Below are 22699 nucleotides of genomic sequence, written 5' to 3'. Positions count from 1 at the left end.
AATGTGATGGATTTGAAGTTCCCGCTATATTAACAGCATTCCGTTCAGGAACTTCTTAAATCCGCCACGCCAGGCCATGTTGAGCCTACCACATGTTTTCCTGCTGGCCAAAGAGGACATGGGGCGACAGAAACCCAAACCGTATCGCGGTTGGTCGGATTCACGCGCTGCACCTTCAGGTCTTGTTTCAAGCAATGTCGTTTTCTCAAACGAAGGGCACTTTTGGGCGACATGCATTAACCAGCCGGTTCATCGGCTTGAAACGCTTCTGTCCTGTTTTACCCGCAAGCTGCTAGAATGGCGGAGTACCGATCAACGATCGACGGCGATCTCGGATGCACATCAGTCTGGAAATCAACAATGTCGACGCCTTGCCCGCTGGTACCTCGACCAGCTACGCGGCGCGTGATCGCGGCTTCGAAATCGGACGCGATGCTTGCGACTGGACCTTGCCGGATCCCGACAAGTTCATCTCGGGCCGCCACTGCGAGGTTCGCTACGAGGCGGGCGCGTTCTGGCTGCACGACATCTCGCGCAATGGGACTTTCATCAACGGATCGAGCCAGCGCATGACCGGGCCACACCGGCTTGGCCATGGCGACCGGATACTGATCGGCCGTTATGTCATCTTGGTATCGATCGACGAAGAGCGCGCCACGGCGGGCTACCCCAGCTACAAATCCGAGCAGCGAGACATGCCGCCCGCGACAGGCCGACCGCTGGAATTCAAAGATGCACCTTTCTTCGATCCCGCGCAGCAACGGCCCGGGCAGCGCATTCCGCCGCACTCCCCACCCCTGCCTTCGACCAGAGACGAGGTCTTGCGGGAGATCGCGATCGGAGCCGGCATTTCGCCGGAATTGCTTCAATTACGCGACCCGCATGAAGTTGCCGCCGAAATCGGCGCGGTCCTGCGGGTGGTGGTCGAGGAACTGACGTTGCTGCTGAAAGCACGTGCGGCCGCGAAAATGCTGGCCAAGAGCACACAACGAACGATGATCAGCGCCGCCGACAACAATCCGCTGAAGTTCGTTCCAGGAACCGACGACATCCTCGAAATCATGTTCGCCCGTCGCAGGGCCGGCTATCTTGATGCCAGGCGCAGTATCGAGGACGCATTCCGCGATCTGAAGACGCACGAATTCGCCACCTATGCCGCCATGCAAGCTGCGCTCTCCCGACTGCTTGACGACCTGTCGCCCGAGGCGATCGGCAGGAAACTCCCGCCTACGTCGTTCACATCGAAGAAGGGGCAGGCCTGGGACGCCTATGTCGCGACATGGCGGACCATGGAGGAGGCACATGAAAACGGCATGCTGGACATCTACCTGGCGTATTTCAGCGAGGCCTACGCCAAAGCCGACAAGCAAAAATAGGCGATCCAGGAAACGCCTGGCAGGCCAGTCAGAAAAGTCCTCCGACGCCCGGCATCCGGTTCCAATAAACAATTTCTGAGATTACAATCGCGTACGACAGTTCGCCAAGCGGGTAAGACTCATTGACCTGGGGGTCTGCGGCAATGTCATGCTACGGCGGGACAGGATTTTCTGGCCAATCCTTCTGCGGACACTGCCGCGGCCGACCGGGGTTGCGGTCCCTTTACCCGACCAGAAACCGTCTTGCGCCTGTCTCGCCCAATCGCGGGTATCCCGCCTGCACGGGTGATCGGCGATGAGCTCGAAGGACGACCCCTTCGGTCCGGCGGGCAAGACCGTCATTCGCGCAAATCCACGGCGCACGCAAAAACCGCCGCCGGTTCCGGAGCAATCCATCGCGGACACCTCCAGGATCGAGGATTCAACCGTGTTCGATCCTGGCGTCGTGCGGCCACCGGGCTGGGTATCAGGAACCGTCATCTATCAAGGCCCGGCCCTGGGTGCCCCAGCAGGTACCAGCTCTTCGGCCGCCGCATCAAAGCCGCCCATCGAGCAGCGCATGCTGCTCGGCGCCGCCGAGGTGGTCAGATACTGCGCGGCAAACACTATTCTCGCTGCGGCCGCTCCTTTGCTGATGCTGTTTGGGCAACTCAGGCTGATGCCTGTCGAAAGACAGGCGGAGCCACTGGCGCAACATGTCGCTGAGGCCATCGAAAAATTCGACCGGACGGTGGAGAAATCGGACGTTGCCGAAGAGGATGCGCGGATTGCGCGTTATGTTCTGTGCGAAACAGCCGACGATCTTATCGGCAACCTGCCTTGGCCTGGGAAAGACGACTGGTCGCAACGCAGCATGTCGTGGCAGTTCTTTCATACCCAGTCCTCCGGCACAGGCTTCTACGAAGCACTGAACAAGATCCTGGCCCATCCCGAGACACATTACGATCTGCTCGAACTGATGCATGTCTGTCTGTCGCTGGGGTTCGAGGGCCAGTATCGCGGCGTGAGGCGCGAAGACAACAATCTCGAGCGCGTTCGACGCGACGTCTACGAGACGCTTCGCTACTTCAGGACGCGTGCGGGTGAAGACATCTCGCCGCGCTGGCAGGGCTTGGCCGAGACGATGGCGCAGTCCTCGGCCCGCCTGCCGCTTTGGGTGGTTGCCGCGTCAGCGTCGGCGCTGCTGGCGGCAGCGTTCTTCGCATTGCGGGTCTTCATCTCCAATGAAGGCGACGCCGCCGCAGGTGAATTGCTGGCACTCAACCCATCAATACCCGTCGCTATCGAGCGCGCCAGCGTGGCGCCGCTGGTCGAGCCAGCCAAAGTCGCCCCACCGGCGGCCAACGCTCAGATCGATCGTATTCGTGCGGCGCTGGCCAAGGACGTCGAAGGCGGCGGACTGGCCATTGGCACCAAGGGCGACTTCATCGTCGTGGAAATCAACAATCTGCTGCTGTTCCAGTCCGGCAGGGCCGAGACGAAGCCGGAATTTCAGCCCATCGCCGCCGACATCGCCGCGGCTCTTGAGCACGAGCCTGGACCGATCCGGATCGTCGGCCACACGGATAATGTCAAACCGCGTCGGTCGAGCGCCTTCAAATCCAACTTCGACCTTTCGCTGGCCCGGGCCAAAGCCGTCGAAGCCCTGATGGCCGCGAAATTCAGCGATCCCTCGCGACTGACGGTGGACGGCAAGGGCGAGGACGAACCGATCGCCGAAAACGCGACGCCGGAAGGCCGCGCCAGGAACCGCCGTGTCGATGTGATGATCCCCAGGGAGGAGACATTGTGACGACCTGCTGGAAGCATCCATGACGCGTTGGCTGCTGCGGATATTCAGCATGACCGCGCTGATCGGCTTCGCGACGGCCATATGGTTTGCCGGCCCCTTGATCCGCTTTGCCGATAGCCGGCCGCTCGGGCCTGCCTGGCTGCGTGCAACGATCATCGGTGTAATCGTGGCGACGCTGGCGCTTTTTCACGGGCTGCGTTTCTGGCAGGGGAGGAAGGCGCAAAAAGCGCTCGAAACCGTCGTTGCGCACAATGATGACCGCGATGATGACGATGGGCGGCTGCTCGAAGCCCGCATGAATGAGGCCTTGGCGGCGCTCAAAGGGTCGAGCGGCAAGCGCAACTTCCTCTACGACGTCCCCTGGTACGTCGTCATAGGCCCGCCGGGTGCCGGCAAGACAACGGCACTGGTCAATTCGGGGCTGAATTTTCCGCTTGCCGGTTCAGGAGACGCCCAACCGGTGGCCGGCATTGGCGGAACACGTGCCTGCGACTGGTGGTTTACCGACCAGGCCGTGTTGATCGACACCGCAGGTCGCTACACGACGCAGGATTCCAATGCTGAGAGCGACAAGAAGAGCTGGCTCTCCTTCCTGTCACTGCTCAAGAAGCACCGCGCCCGGCAACCGATAAACGGCGTCATCCTGGCCATCAGCCTTGCCGATCTGATGAGCTTCGACGACCGGCAGCTAGATACCCACGTCGCCGAGATACGCAACCGGCTGAGGGAAATCCACGAGACGCTGAAAGTTCAGTTTCCAGTCTATCTGATTTTCACCAAGGCCGATCTTGTCTCCGGTTTCATGGACTACTTCGGCGGTTTCGACGAGTCACGAAGGCGCAAGGTGTGGGGCGCGACATTCCAGACCGCGGAGCGCGACAGGAACATGGCCGCTGGAGCCCCTGCCGAATTCGATGCGCTGGCAAAACGACTGGCCGACGAGATGGCCGACCGCCTCCAGGAAGAGGCTGATCCCGTCACGCGCATCTCCATCTTCGGTTTTCCGGCACAGTTCGGCGCACTAAAGGGCCGAGTTACCAGCTTTGTCGCCGCTCTGTTCGATCCCGGACGCAGCCAGGTGAATGTCAGCCTGCGTGGATTGTATTTTTCGTCCGGCACGCAAGAGGGCACGCCTATCGATCAGGTGCTGGGCGCGATCGGCCGCAATTTCGGCGGCAATTCCCGCCCTCACCTTTCTGGAACCGGCAAAAGCTTCTTTTTGCATGATCTGCTGACGGACGTCATTTTTGCCGAATCGGGCTGGGTTTCGTATGACAAATCGGCTGCAAGGCGTGCGGCGATCGTCAGATTTGGTGGCCTGGGTGCCATAACGCTGATCGCCGCCGCCGCACTGGGTACGCTCGCCCTGAGCTTTGCTTCCAACCGGTCGCTGATCGCCTCCACAACGCTGGCCATGGGCCAGTATCGCGAGACGGCGGCCCCGTTGCTCAAGGCCAGCACGGTCACCGATGTCGACCTTGAAAACGTCATCGGCCCGCTTGACCAGTTGCGCGATCTGCCGGCGGGGTATGAAACCGGTGACTTGCCGACACCGTTAGAGGAGACGTTCGGCCTCAGCCAGAGGGAGAGACTTCTTTCGGCATCCAAAACAGCCTATCGGCAGGCGCTGGAGCGACTGCTCCGATCGCGCCTGTTGATCCAGGCCGAGCGGACGATCCAGGCCAAGATGGCCGATCCCGTCGCCCTCTACGAACCGTTGAAAATCTATCTGATGCTTGGCGGCAAGGCACCGAAGGTCGATGACGCTTTGATCGTTTCGTGGATGAAGCGGGACTGGGAGCAGAACCGATATCCGGGCGAAAACAATCGCGAAGGACGCGAGCAGCTCCAAAAGCACCTGCGCGCCATGCTTGCATTGGACGACGCCTATGATCCGGTCTTCGAACTCAACCAGCCGCTTGTCGAAGCCGCTCAACGTTCACTCGGGCGTATGAGCCTTGCCGATCGCGCTTCGGCCTTGATCAAGTCGGCTATATACGCAGCGGTGCTGGACGATTTTTCACTGTCTCAGAAAGGCGGGCCGGAAGCGCAGCTGCTGTTCGAGCGCATCGATGGCGGCGATCTGTCAGGGCTTCGTATTCCCGGCATCTATACTCATTCCGGCTTCAACACCTTCTATCTCCGGCAACTGTCGCGCATTGCGCAGATGCTTGTCGACGAGCAGTGGGTTCTCGGGGGCGGCGGCGAACAAGGCGATATCAACCAGCAATTGCTCAAGCTCGGCCCCGAACTTCTTGATCGCTACGGCAAGGAGTTCGCGGCCGCGTGGAACGGCGTTCTCGGCCAGTTGAAATTCAAGGCGATGCTGACGGACAAGCCGCACTACATCGCGCTTTCGGCCGCTGCCTCCCCAAGCTCACCGATGAATCAGCTCTTTGCGGCAATCGCCGATGAAACAGCTCTGACGCGGGACTCAGGTGACGGCCCCGATCCCGGCACCGAGATCGAAGGCACGGCCCAGAACCCGCCGCGCAACCCCGCGGATCTGGCCAAGGGCCTGGCCCGCATCGGCATAACAATCGCCAGCGGCAAATCGCAAAGCCGCGCCGGCACCGGGGCCGCCGACGCACGGAACTTCAGTCCAGGAGCAAACATCGAAGCGCAATTCAGACCATTCCAGGCCCTGGTGAACGGCCCTGCCGGACATCGCCCGATCGATGCTCTGACCCAAAACTTCAGCGATATCTATCAGAGCCTGCAACTGGCGGCCGAAGTTCCTTCGCAGACGGAACGCGTCAATTCGAACCTGCAGCTGCAGATAGCCACGCTTCGCGCCAATGTCTCGCGCCTGCCCAAGCAACTCGGCCGGATGGTCAACGCGACGGCGGATGAGTTCGAAGGCAACGTTGCCGAAACCTCGGTGACCAACTTGAATCAGATACTTGACCAGACGGTCACAGCCCCTTGTGAAGCCGCAATCAGCGGCCGTTATCCCTTCGCCCGCGACGCCACCGAGGATGTTGCGATGGCAGATTTCGCCAAATTGTTCGCCCCTGGCGGCTTGCTGGACCGGTTCTTCGCACAAAATCTAGCATCGCTGATCGACATGACCAGCCAGGACTGGACTTGGAAACAGGATGCGCGATTTGGACGCGACCTGTCGAAATCGACCCTGAAAGACTTCCAGCTTGCGGCGGAAATCCGCAGCGCCTTCTTCCCATCGGGCGGTTCGTTGCCTTCGGTCAGCATCACTTTCACACCGTTCTCACTGAATGGCGATGTCGATACGGCGATACTCGATGCCGAAGGCCAGATCGTCTGGAGCAATCAGACGGGCAACGCGCCGAGCGCGGTCACCTGGCCGGGCGAGGCAGCTTCCGCGTCCGCCAGCCTAAGCTTGACGCCGGAGATGCCAGGCCGCGAATCCGCCATCAAGTTCGAAGGGCCCTGGGCGCTGAAACGACTTCTGGACAAGGCTGCCGTCACCGGCGACGACAGCAACATGCAAGCGCGCTTCGTGATCGGCGGACGCGACGTTACTTATGCTCTCCAGACAGGCTCAGGCTCCAACCCCTTCTTCCTCCCGGCCCTGTCCGGATTCAGCTGTCCCAAGGCGTTTTGAACAGGGTTCATCTGCTGAACATGGCGTCGGTCCGCTGACCACGGCGTTCAAAGCCTGGTTTTCCTTAGTTTTCGATACTTTAATGTTCGAGCCTGTGGCAAAGTGGCGCCAGCGAGCGTCCAAAGGTGCGCCGCAGAAGGACGCTTGAAAAGCGCTTGGTGGCAAATTGAATACTGTCGCCCTTTCCGTTGAGAGCTTCGGCGTGAGCCACAAAGGCTGTGTCCGTGAGCTCAATGAAGACAGCTATCTGGTCGAGCCACAAACTGGCGTCTGGGTGGTAGCCGACGGAATGGGTGGACATGACGCCGGAGAGGTCGCTTCCGCCAGTATCGTCGATCATCTGTCAACAATCGGCATTGCGAGCTCAGCTCCCGATCTTCGCGCCCGCTTCGAGGACAGGCTGGGCCGGGCCAATGCCGAGATCCGAGGCATATCTGAATCCCGCGGCATAACCATCGGTTCCACCGTTGCCGCCCTGCTGGCGATGGACGGGCGGTTTGCCTGCCTGTGGGCGGGTGACAGCCGCGTCTATCTTGTCCGCAACGCCTCGATCTCGCAGATCTCGAGAGACCACACCGAAGTTCAGGAGCTCATCGACCGCGGTATCATCAGCGCAGCCGAAGCACGCACGTGGCCGCGCCGCAATGTCATCACGCAAGCGATCGGCGTCAGCGACGAGATTGTCATCGATTTCCAGCAGGGAGAAATCATGCCGGGGGATATTTTTGTGTTGAGCACGGATGGTCTGACGGCGCATGTCACCGACGCCGAGATCGAGGCGGCGACGGTGTCGGCGACACCTCAGGCAGCCTGCGAGAACCTGCTCGACATGGTGCTGGCGCGCGGCGCAACGGATAACGTCACGATCGTCCTCGTAAAGATAGGACACGAGCGCGATGGCCAATTGCCTCCTCCATATCTGCATAGAGCGAAGGCCTGAGGTTGATGGGCTCCGACGACAAGACGCGCATATCGGGGGGCATGGCCAACACCGTCGTAGGCACGCAACTCAGCGGCATCTACGAGCTCGACGAACGCATCGCATTCGGTGGCATGGGCGAGGTTTACCGTGGTCATAATATCCAGACCGGTGACCATGTCGCGATCAAGATCGTCTTGCCCGAGTTCGCCCGTGACCAGACGATCTTGTCGCTGTTTCGCAAGGAGGCATTGATCCTCAATCACCTGTCGCATGACGCGGTCGTGCGCTACCACGTCTTCACGATCGATCCCGGGATCGGCCGTCCCTACCTTGCCATGGAATTCGTCGACGGTGAGTCGCTGTTCGACATCATGCGGCGTGGCGCGATGCCGGCGGCTGATGTGCGCAAGCTCTGCCACCGCCTCGCCTCCGGCCTGAGCGCCGTGCACCAGGCGGGAGCAATACACCGCGACCTCTCGCCCGATAACATCATCTTGCCGGGAGGCCGGGTCGACCGCGCGAAGATCATAGATTTCGGTATCGCCCGGTCGGCGAGTGTCGGCGGTGAGACCCTGATCGGCGGAAAGTTTGCGGGAAAATACAACTATGTTTCACCCGAACAGCTCGGGCTCTACAGCGGCGATGTCAGTGAGCAATCCGATATCTACAGCCTGGGGCTGGTGCTGGTTGCCGCCTTGCGCGGCAAGCCAATCGATATGAGCGGATCGCAATTCGAGGTCATCGAAAAGCGCCGGACCGTGCCTGATCTCACCGACATCGACGATGATTTTCGTGACATCGTTGAACCCATGCTGCAACCGGATCCGCAGGACCGGCCGGTTAGCATGGCGGAAATCGCCAGGATGACGCGTGACGAAAACGAGGAGACAACCCCGCCGGCGTCCATCACACCCCGCGATCGGTCGGCTTTGCCGCGAACCTTTGCATCCGGCAGCAAAACCCAGGCACGATCACACAATGTTGAAAGGCACGACGACGCAGCCGCAGCGGGCCCAGGCGGACAGCCCTTCGTAGAGCACGTGCGGCCCGCGCATTTGTTCGAACGGCCGCCTCCGGCGCCGATGCCGCGCGAGGCCACGGCGCGTTTGCCTGGAAGGTCCACAAAGACCCGAACCCTGGCGATCGCTGCCTTGGCGATGCTGGCTGTGGCCTCCGGCGCGGGCCTTTACCTGGGCGGCTTCATGACGCCTGCCACACCGACTGCCGGCAAGACATCGCTTTTGCCACCGGAGCCGTCCAAGCTCCCGCCCGGCCTGTCAAAGCCGCCCCTGGCGGACTCTGCCGCCCCTGAGCCGGCAAAGGCAGTTTCGCCCGTGCATTCCAGCGGACAGGCGGCTGAAAATCCGGCAGATACGTTGGGGGTTCAAAAGCCGGAGCCTACCAAGCCCGCCGAAGTCCCCTCACAGAACGACGTCGTCGCGAAGCCACCCGCAACGGACGCCAGGCCGCCACCCGAAAAGGCATCGCCGCCAATCCAGCCGGATACGATGACCAGCGACAGTCAAACGTTGGCCGCTTCCAGTGAGACAACCGCCCCGACGCCGCCGGTAGAGAAAGCCTCGACGCTGCCGCCCGCTGAGCCCAAGGTTGACGAGAGCCAAAAGTCCGAACCGCAGGCCAGCAAGCCGGCGGCACCCGCAACGCGGGAGCCCAATCCCACTGCGGCCCCGCCGGCTGTCGCGAACGCCGAGAGCCCTGCCTTGCCGACAAGCAACCAGCCGGACCAACCTGCTGTCGCGTTGAACGTGCCCAAACCGGAGATTCCCCCGGCCGTCGACGACATCGCCCAACGGGTGTCATGGGTTCGCGACTTCGGCGGCGGCGACTGTTTCTATGCGACGATGACCTCAGCAACCGACAAGGCTGCCGCGATCGAAGGCTTTGGAACATCGGTCCAGCCATTCGAAGGCATGCTGGCCGAGTTCCAGGCCAAATTCCATGTCGAGCCGGACATCAGCGTCCGGCTCATTGAACCAAGCCAATGCGAAGTCACCAATTTTCTGCGCTTTATCGGGCAGACCGCATCAGACAAGCCGCAGCTTGTTCTCGATCGGACATCGGTGCCAAACGGTACGCCGATCAGCGGAACGCTGGTGACGCGTGGCGGGCTCAGGTCCAGCGTGCTGTTGATCGACCATAAAGGCATGGTGTTCAATCTCGACGACCGCATCGTCGTAGAACCCGGCAAGGCTACTTTCAGCATCCCGATTGGTCTCGGGGCCGCCGACAAAGCCGCCGGAAAGGCGGTGCCGCAGATCATAATGGTGATCACGGGCCCTCAGGACATCCAGGCAGCCGCGTTCTCCACGCCCATGCCAGCCTCGGTGCTGCTCCCCAAGATTCTCGAAGAAATCGAGACCGACGGGTCTCAATTCTCGGCCACCGCCCAGTATTTCCGGCTCGGCGGATAGCATGGGCGCCCGATGCAACTCAGCCGCTCTGACCCGCCGATAAGGCAGTTTGATCCGGTTCGGGCCCCTGCCCTGCGTGGCAGCATGAGGCTTGCGGTCATGGGGGGGGCGGCCCTGTTGGCCGTGCTGTCATCCAGCGAAGCGCGCGCCGAGTTCACGGTCTGCAATCAGACTCTGGATGTCGTCAATCTCGCCGTCGGCCAGAAGGTCGACAATGCGGACCAGACCGATGGCTGGTGGACCATCGGCGCCAATCAATGCGTAAACGTCATTCGTGAGGAACTGACGAACCGCTACATCTACATCTACGCAACGGACGTGTTTGGTCATGCGATCCTCACAGGATCGACCGAAATGTGCCTTGAGCGGCGACGTTTTTCGATACGCGGCATCGACGAGTGCTGGCAGCGCGGCCATATCGCGGCACAATTTCTTGAAGTCGATACCCTCGAACAGGCGCGGTGGACTTTCTTCCTTACGGGAAGCAATCCGTGACGCACGGTATCGACACGAGCTTCAGGCAGAAAAAGCAGGCGCGCGCGGCCCTTCGCAGGCGCACGCTTCGGCACAGGCTTGTTGCCGGTCTCGCGGTGGCTGTGCTGCTCTCTATCGCCGCCGGTTTCTACCTCACCGCCGAGTATTGGTCGTTCGGAGACGAAGACGAGGAGTTGCATGCGGTCGAAGGGGCGGACGATATGCCGGCGGACGCATCCGTGTATGTGCCAGCCATTATCGATCTGGCGGGGGACCCGATGTGGATCACGCTGGCGCCCGATGCCAGCGCCGCAACCAAAGGCCGGACAATGCCGCGCCCGGCGGAACTCAACCAGGCCGGCGTTTCTCCACAGATCGAAATCCTGTCTGACGTCATGCTTAGCGCGAGCGAAAAATTCATGACAACGATACCGTCGACGCAAGAGGATTTTGCATTCTTCCAGGCGCAACGAAAGACTGCTGCCCCACCATCCGGTGATCTGCAGAATGATCTTGAGCCATCGCCGATAGAGGGGGAACCAGCCGCAGCGCCCGACCAAAGGGCGGACGCCGATGATCCCGAAGCCGGCTGGGGCGAGACCATCGATGCGGGCGATGCAGCCCTTCCCGCATTCCAGAAGACGCAGATCGAAAACAACACGAGTGTCGCAACCGTCTCGAATGAGTATCAGCGGTTCGAGGCGACCGAAGACACGTTCGTGAAAATCCTCAACGACCGCTCTTTGGACAGCGTCGCGCTCGATGCGCATTTCTCCGCAGAGGACGCCAAGCTGGCAGGGCAAGCGCTGAAGGCGCTTTTCAACCGCGACGGCCTGGAACCGGGCTATGTCATCGCCATGCGTGGTTTCAGGCCGAGGCGCGAGACGACGACCATGTCGCTGATGCAGGTGTCCATCTACGCCAAGAACGTCTTTGTCGGCACGCTGACACGCAATGCGGCGGGCGCATTCGTATCGGGTGTCGATCCCTGGGTCCGTGAAGATCTGTTCAACTATTCGGGCGCACAGGGGGAAGGCACGCACAAGCGGCAGTATCGCCTGCTCGACGCGATCTACTCGACGGCGGCTCGCAACAGTGTTCCAACCGGCGTGATCGGCGAAGCGATCATGTACCTATCGCGAGGGCAGGATCTGGACGCCTTCGCCAGCGAGGACCAGCGCCTTGTGCTGATCTACTCGCAAACGCCGCGCGGCAAGGGCGAGACTGACGGGCGTGTGCTGTATGTCGGCGTGCAGGGCACCGAAAAGAGCCTCGACTGTTTCGTCTTCCAGCTGAGCGAGGGCCAGTTTGCGTGCGTTACCGGTGACGATCAGGTCCGCTCGCTGACGGTCACCAACGGCATGGTCACGCCCGTCAACGGGGTGATGACATCCACCTTCGGGCCACGCAAGCATCCAATTCTCGGCACCGTTCGCATCCACAAGGGCGTCGACTGGGCGGCTCCCGTTGGCACGCCGATCGCAGCCGCCTTCGATGGTGAGATCACCTTCCAGGGCGATGGCGGCAGCTATGGTAATCTGGTGAAGATCTCGCACCCAAACGGGCGCGAGACGCGCTATGCGCATATGCTGAAATTTGCAATCGGGACCGGTGTCGGAACCAGGGTGAAAGCCGGCGATGTGATCGGCTATATCGGCACCACCGGCCTTTCGACCGGGCCCCACCTGCATTTCGAACTCTACCAGAATGGCGCAGCGATCGACCCACTCGGCACGGTCACCGCGGTCGCTTCCGACGATTCCGCGGTCGAGACGCTCACCGACCGTATCGTTCATGTCGAAAGCGGCGGCAGCGCTCGCGCCAAGAACCCAAATTCCTCAGCAACCGGTGCAGGGCAATTCATAAGCAAGACCTGGATCAGGATGATGAACACCTACCGCCCGGAACTTGCGCGCACGCTGTCGACAGCCGACCTGCTCGCACTGCGCTACGACGCCACGATCTCGCGTGAGATGGTTCGCAACCTGGCTCGCGAAGGCGAGGCCTATCTTCGGGAGCGTGGTCACCAGATTACGGCGGGCAGACTCTATCTCTGTCATTTCCTGGGAATGGAAGGCGCGCACCAGGTGCTGTCGGCCACAGGTTCGGCGCAACTGAGCGCCGTGCTGGGGTCGGCCGTCATCCAGGCCAACCCGTTTCTCACCGGCAAGACCGCCAGCTACGTCGTGGACTGGGCCGAAAGGAAAATGGGCCAGAAGCTGGGCCGCATGGCCACTGGCGCCGCCCAGCAGACAACGACCACGGAGGTCCGCCAGACGTCACCGGAGTTTGAAAAATACAAGCAGGCCGTCACCGCCGTCATAAGCTCAATTCAGAATACGCCTTGAACCACGCTCGCGCTGCTCTATCAGATGCTCACCCCTGTCCAAATTCCATCGGGTAGAACAATCTTCGCCCCATCCCAGGCTGCGGCGCAGCTTTGCGTGGCTATTGTGTCTTTATCCGCATTTCCACGCGGCGATTGAGCGGATCGTATGGGTTGGAACTGCGCGGGTTCTTTTCACCCATGCCGACCGCGTTGATGCGATCAGGCTCGATGCCGCTGGCCGTGAGGAAGGCGGCTACCGATTTCGCTCGTCGTTGCGACAGGCCTTCGTTGTGGTGCACCGTGCCGGTGGCATCGGTATAGCCTTCGACGACGAAGCTGAACGTGCTCAGCCGGTTGTCCTTCAGGGCTTTGGCGAACTCGTCGAGTTCAGCGCGCGCGGTGGCGTCAAGTTCGGCCGAATCCAAGCCGAAATTGATCAGCATGTCGAGGCCGGTTTTCACTGCCGACGCGTCATTGGACTTGCTTTTGCACTCCTCCGCGGAGCCAACACAAATCCCGCGGGACTTGCCGAGATCGGCCGCACCAGCAAAAAACTTCACGATGTCTTCCGATTTCTGAACGGGGTCGGCGGAAGCGTGGGTCGAGAAAAGCACGACCGCCAACACAAAAGCTGAACTGCTCCACTGCATAGCGGCTCCTCCTGGTTGAGTATTCCGATTTTCGATGTTGGGATCATAGCAAATTCGCAGGCAATTGTCTGTCTGCAATCGCCGGGGGCGTGACAGTTGTTGCCGCGTCACCGGTTGAGACTTGACCCGCGCCGCGCCTAAGGCTTGAGTGGCCAAGCTTCTCGATGAAAGCGTGGCGGTCATGGCCAATGGGCTCCGATTCAAAACGGCAAGGGATCTTTTCGCGGCGTGTCCTGCTATTGCGCGGGACATGAGGAGCCTTCCGACCGACCAGCGCTCGATCGAGTTTTGCCGCGACCTTCTCGCAGGGCGCGTTCCCGAGGAAGCGGTTACATTTTGTGCCTACCTGCTTCCCGAGCGAGCCGCGGTCTGGTGGGCCCATGAATGCCTGAGCCACCTGGCCGACCTGTTGGATGAGACCGATCATCAGTTGCTCCCGCTGGTCCACAACTGGGTGGGCGAACCGGACAGTCTCCGCCACCAGGCGGCGCTCAGCACAGCCGGCGCGACGCCGCCAACAACGCCGGTCGGCTGGATTGCTCTGGCCGCGGGATGGCGTGACAATGGTTCGGCCAGGGCCGCGACGATGGCACCGGCGTTGCTGCCGTTTCCAGCCGCCCACGCAATCAATGCCGGGATTCTGGCCGGACTGGCGCGTGTCGCACTGGCTGACCGGTTCGCCGTTCTTTCGGCATTTGTCGAAATGGGCATCCAGATGGCTGAGATCGAGGCCCTGAGCCAAGCAGCGGATGCGGATTAGAGCATTCGCCCGGCAGAAACCGATGGATGCCGTCATCATCCTGGCTTACTTACAGCCACCTTGCGCCCATTTTGCGAGCGCCACCTTGAAGCGCGTTCCAAGCGGATGTTGAAGCCGTAAGACAGACACGTCGTTGGCGGCGAAATTTTTCGACTGTTCACACAGCCGGGCCTCGTTCCATTCATGGCAACCGTCGCAGTGCTTTCCTTCCCATACCGACTTGTCGAGCCCCTCCACAGGACTGAAGCGTGGCTTGCCCTTGATCAGCTCCGCAATGCTCTTGCCGTCGATTTCCGGATCGCCGAAATCGACAGGATGGTCAAAAAAGATAGGCTCGTCGGAGGCAAGCCTTGGGATTTTCTGACGAAGCATATCGAGCGAAAGTTGGGCGTCGTCGGCGCCCGACGGGTTTGCCGCAACGTTTCGCCCATCCGAACCGGCTTCCGATTTCTGAGTGGTCGCCTCGCCGACGATCAGCGGTGCGTTGAGGTCGATCTTGTGCAGGACGACCTCAGTGGTCAGCGAGACATTGCTCCAGGGGCGCTGTTTGCCGGCGGTTACCTTGAAGACATCGGCGGTAACGCGGTTCATGGCTTCGGTGATGGAAACGTTTGTTTCGCCCATATGCGCCAGCAGCGCCGAAGCGAACGGCGAATGTTGGCCCGACCCGTCAAAGGCGACCTGATTGGGACTGGTGGCGAACGCGACAAGCGTGCCGGCGCCACCATTCTCGATGGGAATTTCGGCAAGGCCGCTTCTAGCTCCCTTCACGCCGGCGGTCTTTGCCAGCACTTCGGCAAGCGGATTGTCACGGCAAGCGTCGAGAAAAATCAGCCTTATGCTGGTCTCGCGCGACATTTGCCGCAGGACGAAGTCCACGGGCACCGCCTCGAAATCGAGCGAAGTCTCGTCCTCGAGTGCTGCGTCGACCGGAAGAAGGTAGTTGCTGCCTGAAACCTGCAACCCGTGGCCGGCGTAGAAAAAAAGGGCGATATCGGCGCCGCGCACCTGCTTTGCGAATTGCGCAATCGTCGTCTGGGTCTGCAATTTGGTCAGATCGAAGCCGGAAACGACTTCGAAGTCCAGATTCTCGAGGCGTTCGGCCATGGCGTGGGCGTCGCGTACCGGATTGGTCAGCGCCGGCGCATGCTCATATTGGGAGTTGCCAAGGACCAACGCAACACGGCGTTCAGCACTGGCGGCCGACAAAGTCAAAAGCAGTGCCAGCGCTACAAGCGCAATGGCGCCCACAAGTCCACCGCAATGGCCGATACGATCAAGACCCACCCGGGACAACAGGGCGTCCCTCAGTTGACGAGCTTAGTGGCGGAAAACTCGATCCGCCGATTGAGCGCCTTGTTCTTCGGCGTGTCGTTGTCGGCAACCGGGCGCTCCTCGCCATAGCCAGTCGCCGCGATCTGGGTGCGCGGAATGCCAGCGGCAACTATGGCGTCGGCAACCGCCTGGGCCCTTCGCTCCGACAGGCGCTTGTTCTCGATGGGCGACCCGTCGGAATCGGTGTGTCCAGAAACCTCGACCTTCAGGCCCGGGCACTTGCCCACGACGCCGACGACCTCAGCAAGCAGCGGCCGGCTTTGGCTATCGAGCCGCGCGCTCGCCGTTCTAAAGTAGATGGCTCCGGTGCGCGACAGCACCGCGAACCTGTTGAGGCACTCCTCGTCGCTGAAGCTGGTCTTCGCCGCATCGGTGGTGACAGGCCCGACATCGGCAGTGCTCGCCGCAACCGGTTGGACAACAGCCGGCTTGCTGCCGTCAGCGATGAAAACGAAATCGAATGAAACCGATGCCGTGGGAACAATATTGGTCACGTTGGCCGCCTGCTGGAGTTTATCCACGTTCGGCAGCAATCCGAAGTCTTCCACATGCACGGCGACAGGAGCCTCCGAAGCGACCGACACCATGGTGTCGCTGATCATGGTGACCACGATGTTGGCTTGAAGATCCTTGTCGACCCCGTGCAGGCTGAGACGGAACGGAAGAACCGCCTTCACACGTCGCTTGGTCGCCAGGTCGGCAAATGCGGCGGGATCTACCTTCGCGGTCAGTTCGGCGGAGGGAAACTTGAATGTCTCGAAGAAAAGGAACCGCATGCGGACGTTGCGAAGGTCAACCCCTGTATCGACCGAATTGAGGTCGAAGGTGACTTTCGCATCACCCGCCGAGGTGAGGCTACCGGAAATATTCCTGATCTTGTTGGTTTCGACGATCGTGTTCTTCTTGACCGACTGGTAGGTCAGGACCGAAGCGGTCGAGTCCAGCGTCCAGTTCGTCTCTGCCTTCGCAGTTCCCAGTCCGGGCCAAATCAACACCAACAACGCAACGACCAAGCCAAGCGCGTTTATAACGAGCCAGCCTCTTGCCCGTGTTTTCCACCAGACTCCCACGACTTCGAACATGGAACCCCCTGCCTAGAGCAGTTCACGATTTCTCAGCGAGGAGCATAGAACACTTGCTGTCGCTTGGCGAGCATCTCGCGTGGTGCGGTGCACCACTCCCGAGCGATGCAAATCTCGGGTTCATCGTCTTGGTTAGAAGGCGATCTTCAGTCCGAGCTTGGCGCCGATGGTGGAACTGTCCGATGACACCTTGCCGCGAACTTCGCCGTTGACGGTGGTCGCGGCCGACATCTTCAGGTTGAAGCCGGTCGACAGCGCGGCGGAAAAATCGGCATCGTTGAAGTCGATCTCCCTGGTGTCGATTTCGGTGGTGTTCTTGTAGCCGAAACGCTGCTGCAATTCGCCTCGCGCATAGGGGCTGATCACCATTCCGTTGCTTAGCGTGTAGTCGCCATAGATGCCGGGCTCGAGCTTGATCGCGCCGAAAGAAAGCTTGCTCTTGCCGAACTCGTTGCCGCCGCTGTCTTTATAGGGATCGCCACGGAAGGAAACGCCAAGCAGGCCGCCACGCAGATCGAAGCGGGTGCGCTCGCCCAGCTTGAAGATATGGCCGACCGATGCCGTCACTGCATAGCCCTTGGTATCATAGCTGCCGGTGGTGCCGAGCACGCCGTTCGTCACGTCGCTTCCACCGATGAAGCCGGAGGCCGAGACGAGCGCGTAATTGTAGTCCTTGCGAAACAGCGCGTAGCCGCCGAACAGGCCGGCCTTGTTGGTACCTTCGCCGATGGCATCAAATCCCCGAAACGCGCCGAGGTTGACGTCGGTCGAGGCGTAGCCGGCGAAAACGCCGATGTTCAGGCCGTACTCATTGTCGAACTGGAAGTGTTTGGCGGCATTGAAATCCAGGCTGATGGCAGCCGAAAAATCATTGGCATCGAAGCTCGGGCCGGAGCCGTTCAAGCCGCCGCCGCTGATGTTGTAGCCGTCATGCTCGGTATGGGCGAACTGGCCTGAAGCAAAGACCCCGAAACTTTCCGAAACCGGCACCATTCCAGAACCGGATGCGGGCGAGAGATGCAGGTCAGCATCGAGCGCGTCGCGGTTTATGCCGTAGAGAGCCTCGATTGCCACCGCGACCGCGCCGGCGTTGGTGGCACTGGTCGGCGCCGCCGCAATGCCAAAATTGACTGGCGTGGCACGCAGGAACACGCTGCCATTCGGGCCTGTGACGATCGCATAGGTGAAAAGCGAACCCGGTGTGCCGGGCACGCCTGCGACGCTGAAGGTCCCGGTGACCGGGCCGTTGGTCGAAACAATGAGCGGTATGTCGGTCGGCTCGGCAAATTGCGGCGTGCCGAGCAGGTTGACGATGATGGTATTGGCGCCGGTTGCCGAAAACGCATCGGCAATGAGCTGATCCGACTGAGATGTCTGCTGGTTGATGTCGAGGCCGATGCTGGCACCGTTGAGGGTGAGGCCGCCTAGCGTCAACACATCGCCAGCGACACCGTTCGTCATGTCGATCAGCGAATTCGTCGCGATGATCGAACCCGGCATGGTGACGTTGCCGTTGATGAACAGCGTCGAGCCACTGCCCAGGTTGAGGTGGTTGATGCCTTGTATGCCGCCGTTGAAGCGCAGCGTGGAATTGTCGGAGGAAAAATTGTCGAAGCCGGTAAAGTTCTGGCTCTTGCCGCCGGCAGCGAGATCGGTGCCGGTGATGGTGCCGTTGGCGCCCGTGCCGCTGAACAGAACGCCATCGCTCAAATTGAGTGGGTCAACCGCACCAATGCCGTCGATCACGAGCGTGTCGGGACCAAGACCGGTAATGTTACCGCCGATCGTGCCGCCCGACAGATGGACATGCTCGGCGTCTATGCCGCCCGTGATGGTGCCGCCGGTGACCGAGACATTGTCGAAGCCGGCGCCGCCGGAAACGCTGGATCCGATGGCGCCGCCGCTGATGACAATCAGATCGTCACCGACATCGCCGGTGACCTCTCCCGCAAGCACGCCGCCGGAGACCAATATCTGATCGTTGCCGTCGTTGCCTTCCAGAAAACTGTTTATGGTGCCGCCGCGCAGCGTAATGACATCATTGCCGGCACCACCGCTTACCGCACCCGCAAGAGTGCCGCCGGTCATGTCGAAGGTGTCGTCACCATCCTCCAGCCCGACAGAATCCGTGCCCTCCCCACCCTCACCTGGGTCGATGCCGACACTGGCGTTGCCCGAGATCGATACGCTGTCGTCCTGGCTGCCGGCATAGATCGAGCCGTCGACCGTGCCGCCGCTGACGGTATAGGTGTTGCCGCCGCCTTCGCCGAACACCGAGCCGGTCACATGGCCCGCGGTCATGTTGAAAATGTCGGCGCCGCCCGCAAGATCAACGATGCCCGGCGATATGGTTGTGCCGACGGTTCCACCGTCGATGTTGACGGTGTCGTCGCCATCGTTGCCGAAAATGCTGCCGCCTATGGTGGCGTTGCCACTGACCGTTATTGTGTCGCTGCCGGCCTCTCCATCGATATCCAATTCGATTGCGGTATTGCCGCCGATGCTGACCTGGTCGTCGCCGGCCCCGGCATCCACGGCCTCGACGTTGCCTCCCCCTATGGTAATGGTATCACCGCCCTCACCCCCAGAGATGATACCGACGATTGGCTCGCTGAAAAAAACGCCTTCCTCGACCTCGAGGATACCGACCGATATCAGGTCGTCACCGATGCCACCGGTCACATTGCCGACCTGTGTGCCGCTGCCGGATATCACGACACTGTCGACACCATCTCCAAGATCGATGTCGTGGATGCTGCCGGCCTGGATGATAACGGTGTCATCGCCCGCCCCGGCGTCGAGATTGGCGTCGACATTTGGGGCGAACGGATCGCCCGACAAATCCCCATAGGACATCTCGAACCGGTCGTTGCCGCCAAAGAGTTCGAGGGTCCCCTCTGCCGACTGCAAGGATGTCGTTGCCGATGACGTTACCGGCGGCAGGCCACTTATGACGGGGGTAGGCGTGCTGTTGTCCAGGATACCGCCAAAGATGCTAACAATGTCATCGCCGTTTCCGTCATAATCGTTGACGATGACTGTTGACGAGTCGTTGGCTTGCCCCTTGTATCCCGCGAACCCCGTCGTGAATACGCCGCCGACATCCTGGACGTTTCCAGTTGTGCTGCACTCGACCGTGACCGATGTCGTTTCGAACGTCGTTTCGGCCGAGATGCCTGAGCCGACTGTTGTACCAGCACCGCTTGCGATAGCCGAGCACGCTTCCGCGCCAGATATCTGCAACGTGGATGCCGCCGCTAACGCAAGCAACGAAACACCCGCCAATTGATAGGCCTCGCGCGGCACTCTCATTCGATCCCACCTTACGAGAATCGATACCGTCACAGTTAAGGCAATTACAATAAATCACCGGCCCTTCAATGGGGCTCGTTGACTTGATTGACAGGCAGTGTACGCAGCGCGCTGCTCGTCGGCAATGGTTAGGCGTTCGCTCTCAGGCCACTATAAGGTCATGTGTGGCGACAAGGTCACTATCGAACTCAGATTGAACCGCTCAGATGCAGTACAACGCGGTACAAGGACGCGAACATCTAGAGGTCAGAATAGGCTGCCGAAACGGTCAGGCTTCCCGCGTGGGCAACCTTGCGGTCGTAACTTGCCCATATTTCCCCGCCGCACTGCTGGGCCCAGCGATGACAAAAAGAAAAATCGGTAGGCAAGTCCACGTCCGGCGTCACGATCTTCGAAAATGGCGTCAGAAAGCTCTCGAACTGTGCGGCGTATTTGTTTTTTCTGTAGCGCGACCGGTTCACCGTTTCGGGCAGTTTCTCAATTATCCTGGCGACGCAGTCGCGCGAAACCAAGAAGATACCCGTGCCACATAGCGATACCCGGACAAAGCCGCCCATCTCCTGCCGCGGTTCGATGATGGTTCCGAGGAACTCCAGGCTTTGCGCAAAGGCCTTGTCGAACGGCAGTTTCGACAGCGAGTGAAGTTTGCGAAGGTCGACCAGACGCCGCGGATACAAAGTGCCGACTACAGGCTTGTCGAGCGCCAGCATCGCGGCAATGAGATCGGGCGAAAAGCCCATGTCGCTGTCGATCATCAGGATGTGACTGCAGTCCAGCTTCTTGTAGTAGAAATTCGTGAGCAGATAGTTCCGAGAAAACGGTATATCCGTGTACTCGATTTCCGACAGCGTGAACGCGTAGCTGGAAAGGCTTTCGTGAGTCAGGGCCGCAAAAAGGCTGCGAACGAATACGCTTTTGTAGGCTGCTCCGTAAACCGGCAGCGCGAGGTTGATCTTGGTCGGCATCGAGCCCTCCACGGTCCAGTGACTGCATACAAATCCCTTTTTCCTATCTTTGACAGGATACTTGGTATAAAAATTTGCGGGCCTTTGGCGGCACGGGGTCCAAACGCTCGGGCAGATTGCGTTTGCGACTGGTGCGTTCGAAGGCCGCCGGATCAAGATTGACGCAGGCTGGAACGAGCATGCCGATATGACCCACCGCCACGGATACTTGCGCATCCCGCTGCTCATGCTTTTCGCGATTTTGAGCACGATCGACGTTCGCGCCGCGGTCGAACAGAACGCCTCATTACAGCCGCGCAACCGGCTGGCGATCGTCATCGGCAACACGAACTACCAGAGCAAGCGTCTCGAGCACCTCGCCAACGCGGTCAACGATGCGACGAAACTGTCCGACAGCCTGAAGCGGCTGAACTTTGAGGTTCTGACTGGAACCGATCTTACCGCCGATGGCTTCGTCAAGCTTTTCCATGACGCCGAGGCGAAGCTGCCCGAAAGCAGCGCCGTGCTGATCTTCTACGCCGGCCACGGCATGCAGGTGCAGGGCGAAAACTACCTGCTACCGATCGATACGCCCGATCCGGAAAACCTGGACAAGCTGACGGCGCACGCCGTCAAGCTGAATGATGTGATCGCCAAATTCGCCAGTCGCGGCCGTCAGACCTTCATCTTCCTTGATGCCTGCCGCAACAATCCGCTGGGCAGCGGCGCCAACATCTCCAACGGTCTGGCGCAGGTCGAGGTCGGCGAAAACACGTTTGTCGCCTTCGCCACCCAGCCCGGGAACGTCACCGTCGACGGGACAGACGAAAACAGCCCGTTCACCACTGCGCTTCTAAAAAACGTCGAAATTCCTGGCTTGAGCATTTCGGACATGATGATCCGCGTCCGCAACGAGACCGAGGCGCTCACCGTCGGCCGCCAGGTGCCGTGGGATCAGTCGAACCTGCGTGAACAATTCTATTTCACCGAACAGCAGATGCTCGATCCGGCGCAGTTGAGCGCGAGCCTGTCGCGCATCCTGTCCGATCCAGACGCCAAGAAGAAGCTGCAGATAGAGCTCGCCTCCAACGACCTGCAGACCGCCGTGCTCATCGTCGGACAGACGCTGCGGTCCGTCGAGATTCCGGCACCGTCAGGCGGTTCAGCGGAGCCGGTCGGCACTCGGGTCGCCAATCTGTCTTCAACCGAAAGCGTTGCAGTCGCTCGCCAGAGCGTCGTCTCCGGCCTCGAAACTCTCATTGTCGGCGCCTCGGCGGGCGAAGCGGAAAAGGACAAGGCAGGCGATCTTGCGCGCAGCATTCAGACCGAACTTCGTCGCCTGGGGTGCTACCGGATGCAAGTTGATGGCGATTGGGGCACAGGCTCCATCCGTGCCCTCACCGACTACTACAAAAAAACCAAACAGATCGCACCCACGACCGAGCCGACCGTCGGATTGCTCGGCGATCTCTTTTTGCGTTCCGGCAGAATCTGCAAGCAGCCGGTCATCGTCAAGGCCAAGCCGGCTAAAGTCGCGTCGGACAACGGCCCTTCGCAAACCGGCCCCAGCCGCAAGGCGGCGAAACGCGCGCAGGCCGTCCCGCAACGCCCCATAGCCCCCCCACCAGACATTAGTGGGGGGATAGGCATCGGTGGTGTGTTTTAGGACGTGGGCTGTCAGGCGGGCCTACTTCATTGGCGTTCGTAA

At 60.5% G+C, this 22699-nt stretch carries 14 protein-coding genes; 9 read left to right on the top strand and 5 right to left on the bottom strand.

Going from position 1 to position 22699, the window contains the following annotated elements:
* Positions 1–335 precede the first annotated feature (335 nt).
* The 7 genes from tagH (at position 336) to MESCI_RS31660 (ending at position 12927) form a co-directional block, all read left to right on the top strand.
* Positions 336–1376 carry a type VI secretion system-associated FHA domain protein TagH gene (gene tagH / locus MESCI_RS31690; RefSeq protein WP_013525289.1) on the top strand — a complete coding sequence of 347 codons (1041 nt, stop codon included), beginning with the start codon at positions 336–338 and terminating at the stop codon, positions 1374–1376.
* Between the two features lie 295 nt (positions 1377–1671).
* Positions 1672–3168, top strand: coding sequence for a type VI secretion system protein TssL, long form (gene tssL, locus MESCI_RS31685; protein WP_013525288.1), 1497 nt, complete (start codon positions 1672–1674; stop codon positions 3166–3168).
* A gap of 19 nt (positions 3169–3187) precedes the next feature.
* Complete coding sequence (gene tssM / locus MESCI_RS31680) at positions 3188–6751, top strand: type VI secretion system membrane subunit TssM (RefSeq protein WP_013525287.1); 3564 nt, start codon at positions 3188–3190, stop codon at positions 6749–6751.
* Positions 6752–6917: 166 nt separating this feature from the next.
* Positions 6918–7691, top strand: a complete 774-nt coding sequence (locus MESCI_RS31675) for a PP2C family protein-serine/threonine phosphatase (protein WP_013525286.1) — start codon at positions 6918–6920, stop codon at positions 7689–7691.
* Between the two features lie 5 nt (positions 7692–7696).
* Positions 7697–10105, top strand: coding sequence for a serine/threonine-protein kinase (locus tag MESCI_RS31670; RefSeq protein ID WP_013525285.1), 2409 nt, complete (start codon positions 7697–7699; stop codon positions 10103–10105).
* An 84-nt stretch (positions 10106–10189) separates the two neighbouring features.
* On the top strand, positions 10190–10600 hold the full coding sequence (locus tag MESCI_RS31665) for a DUF1036 domain-containing protein (protein WP_164920121.1): 411 nt from the start codon (positions 10190–10192) through the stop codon (positions 10598–10600).
* Complete coding sequence (locus MESCI_RS31660; protein ID WP_013525283.1) at positions 10597–12927, top strand: M23 family metallopeptidase; 2331 nt, start codon at positions 10597–10599, stop codon at positions 12925–12927. Before MESCI_RS31665 ends, MESCI_RS31660 begins: the two co-directional genes overlap by 4 nt.
* Before the next feature lie 100 nt (positions 12928–13027).
* Here the strand turns inward: MESCI_RS31660 and MESCI_RS31655 are convergent, their stop codons facing one another.
* Positions 13028–13558, bottom strand: a complete 531-nt coding sequence (locus MESCI_RS31655; protein ID WP_013525282.1) for an OmpA family protein — start codon at positions 13556–13558, stop codon at positions 13028–13030.
* A 148-nt stretch (positions 13559–13706) separates the two neighbouring features.
* Here MESCI_RS31655 and MESCI_RS31650 point away from each other — a divergent pair, with 148 nt between their 5' ends.
* Positions 13707–14318, top strand: coding sequence for a DUF6931 family protein (locus MESCI_RS31650; protein ID WP_244507016.1), 612 nt, complete (start codon positions 13707–13709; stop codon positions 14316–14318).
* A 45-nt stretch (positions 14319–14363) separates the two neighbouring features.
* Here the strand turns inward: MESCI_RS31650 and MESCI_RS31645 are convergent, their stop codons facing one another.
* The 4 genes from MESCI_RS31645 to MESCI_RS31630 form a co-directional block, all read right to left on the bottom strand.
* On the bottom strand, positions 14364–15605 hold the full coding sequence (locus MESCI_RS31645) for a caspase family protein (RefSeq protein WP_245268676.1): 1242 nt from the start codon (positions 15603–15605) through the stop codon (positions 14364–14366).
* 20 nt (positions 15606–15625) lie between these two features.
* The gene (locus tag MESCI_RS31640) at positions 15626–16735 is read right to left on the bottom strand and encodes an OmpA family protein (protein ID WP_013525279.1); all 1110 of its coding nucleotides are present in this window, start codon (positions 16733–16735) and stop codon (positions 15626–15628) included.
* Between the two features lie 132 nt (positions 16736–16867).
* Complete coding sequence (locus MESCI_RS31635; protein WP_013525278.1) at positions 16868–20047, bottom strand: autotransporter domain-containing protein; 3180 nt, start codon at positions 20045–20047, stop codon at positions 16868–16870.
* 239 nt (positions 20048–20286) lie between these two features.
* On the bottom strand, positions 20287–21012 hold the full coding sequence (locus MESCI_RS31630; RefSeq protein ID WP_013525277.1) for a hypothetical protein: 726 nt from the start codon (positions 21010–21012) through the stop codon (positions 20287–20289).
* A gap of 187 nt (positions 21013–21199) precedes the next feature.
* On the opposite strand from MESCI_RS31630, the gene MESCI_RS31625 reads away from it, so the two are divergent.
* Complete coding sequence (locus MESCI_RS31625) at positions 21200–22657, top strand: caspase family protein (RefSeq protein WP_013525276.1); 1458 nt, start codon at positions 21200–21202, stop codon at positions 22655–22657.
* Positions 22658–22699 lie beyond the last annotated feature (42 nt).

The organism is Mesorhizobium ciceri biovar biserrulae WSM1271 (assembly GCF_000185905.1).
In the GTDB taxonomy this organism is placed as follows: domain Bacteria; phylum Pseudomonadota; class Alphaproteobacteria; order Rhizobiales; family Rhizobiaceae; genus Mesorhizobium; species Mesorhizobium ciceri.
This window is presented reverse-complemented; position numbering and strand designations above follow the sequence as displayed.

Excerpts from the sequence above, each read along its gene's own strand:
- tagH (WP_013525289.1), top strand. The coding sequence starts at position 336 with ATGCACATCAGTCTGGAAATCAACAATGTCGACGCCTTGCCCGCTGGT.
- tssL (WP_013525288.1), top strand. The coding sequence starts at position 1,672 with ATGAGCTCGAAGGACGACCCCTTCGGTCCGGCGGGCAAGACCGTCATT.
- tssM (WP_013525287.1), top strand. The coding sequence starts at position 3,188 with ATGACGCGTTGGCTGCTGCGGATATTCAGCATGACCGCGCTGATCGGC.
- MESCI_RS31670 (WP_013525285.1), top strand. The coding sequence starts at position 7,697 with ATGGGCTCCGACGACAAGACGCGCATATCGGGGGGCATGGCCAACACC.
- MESCI_RS31665 (WP_164920121.1), top strand. The coding sequence starts at position 10,190 with ATGAGGCTTGCGGTCATGGGGGGGGCGGCCCTGTTGGCCGTGCTGTCA.
- MESCI_RS31655 (WP_013525282.1), bottom strand. The coding sequence starts at position 13,558 with ATGCAGTGGAGCAGTTCAGCTTTTGTGTTGGCGGTCGTGCTTTTCTCG.
- MESCI_RS31640 (WP_013525279.1), bottom strand. The coding sequence starts at position 16,735 with ATGTTCGAAGTCGTGGGAGTCTGGTGGAAAACACGGGCAAGAGGCTGG.
- MESCI_RS31635 (WP_013525278.1), bottom strand. The coding sequence starts at position 20,047 with ATGAGAGTGCCGCGCGAGGCCTATCAATTGGCGGGTGTTTCGTTGCTT.
- MESCI_RS31630 (WP_013525277.1), bottom strand. The coding sequence starts at position 21,012 with ATGCCGACCAAGATCAACCTCGCGCTGCCGGTTTACGGAGCAGCCTAC.
- MESCI_RS31625 (WP_013525276.1), top strand. The coding sequence starts at position 21,200 with ATGACCCACCGCCACGGATACTTGCGCATCCCGCTGCTCATGCTTTTC.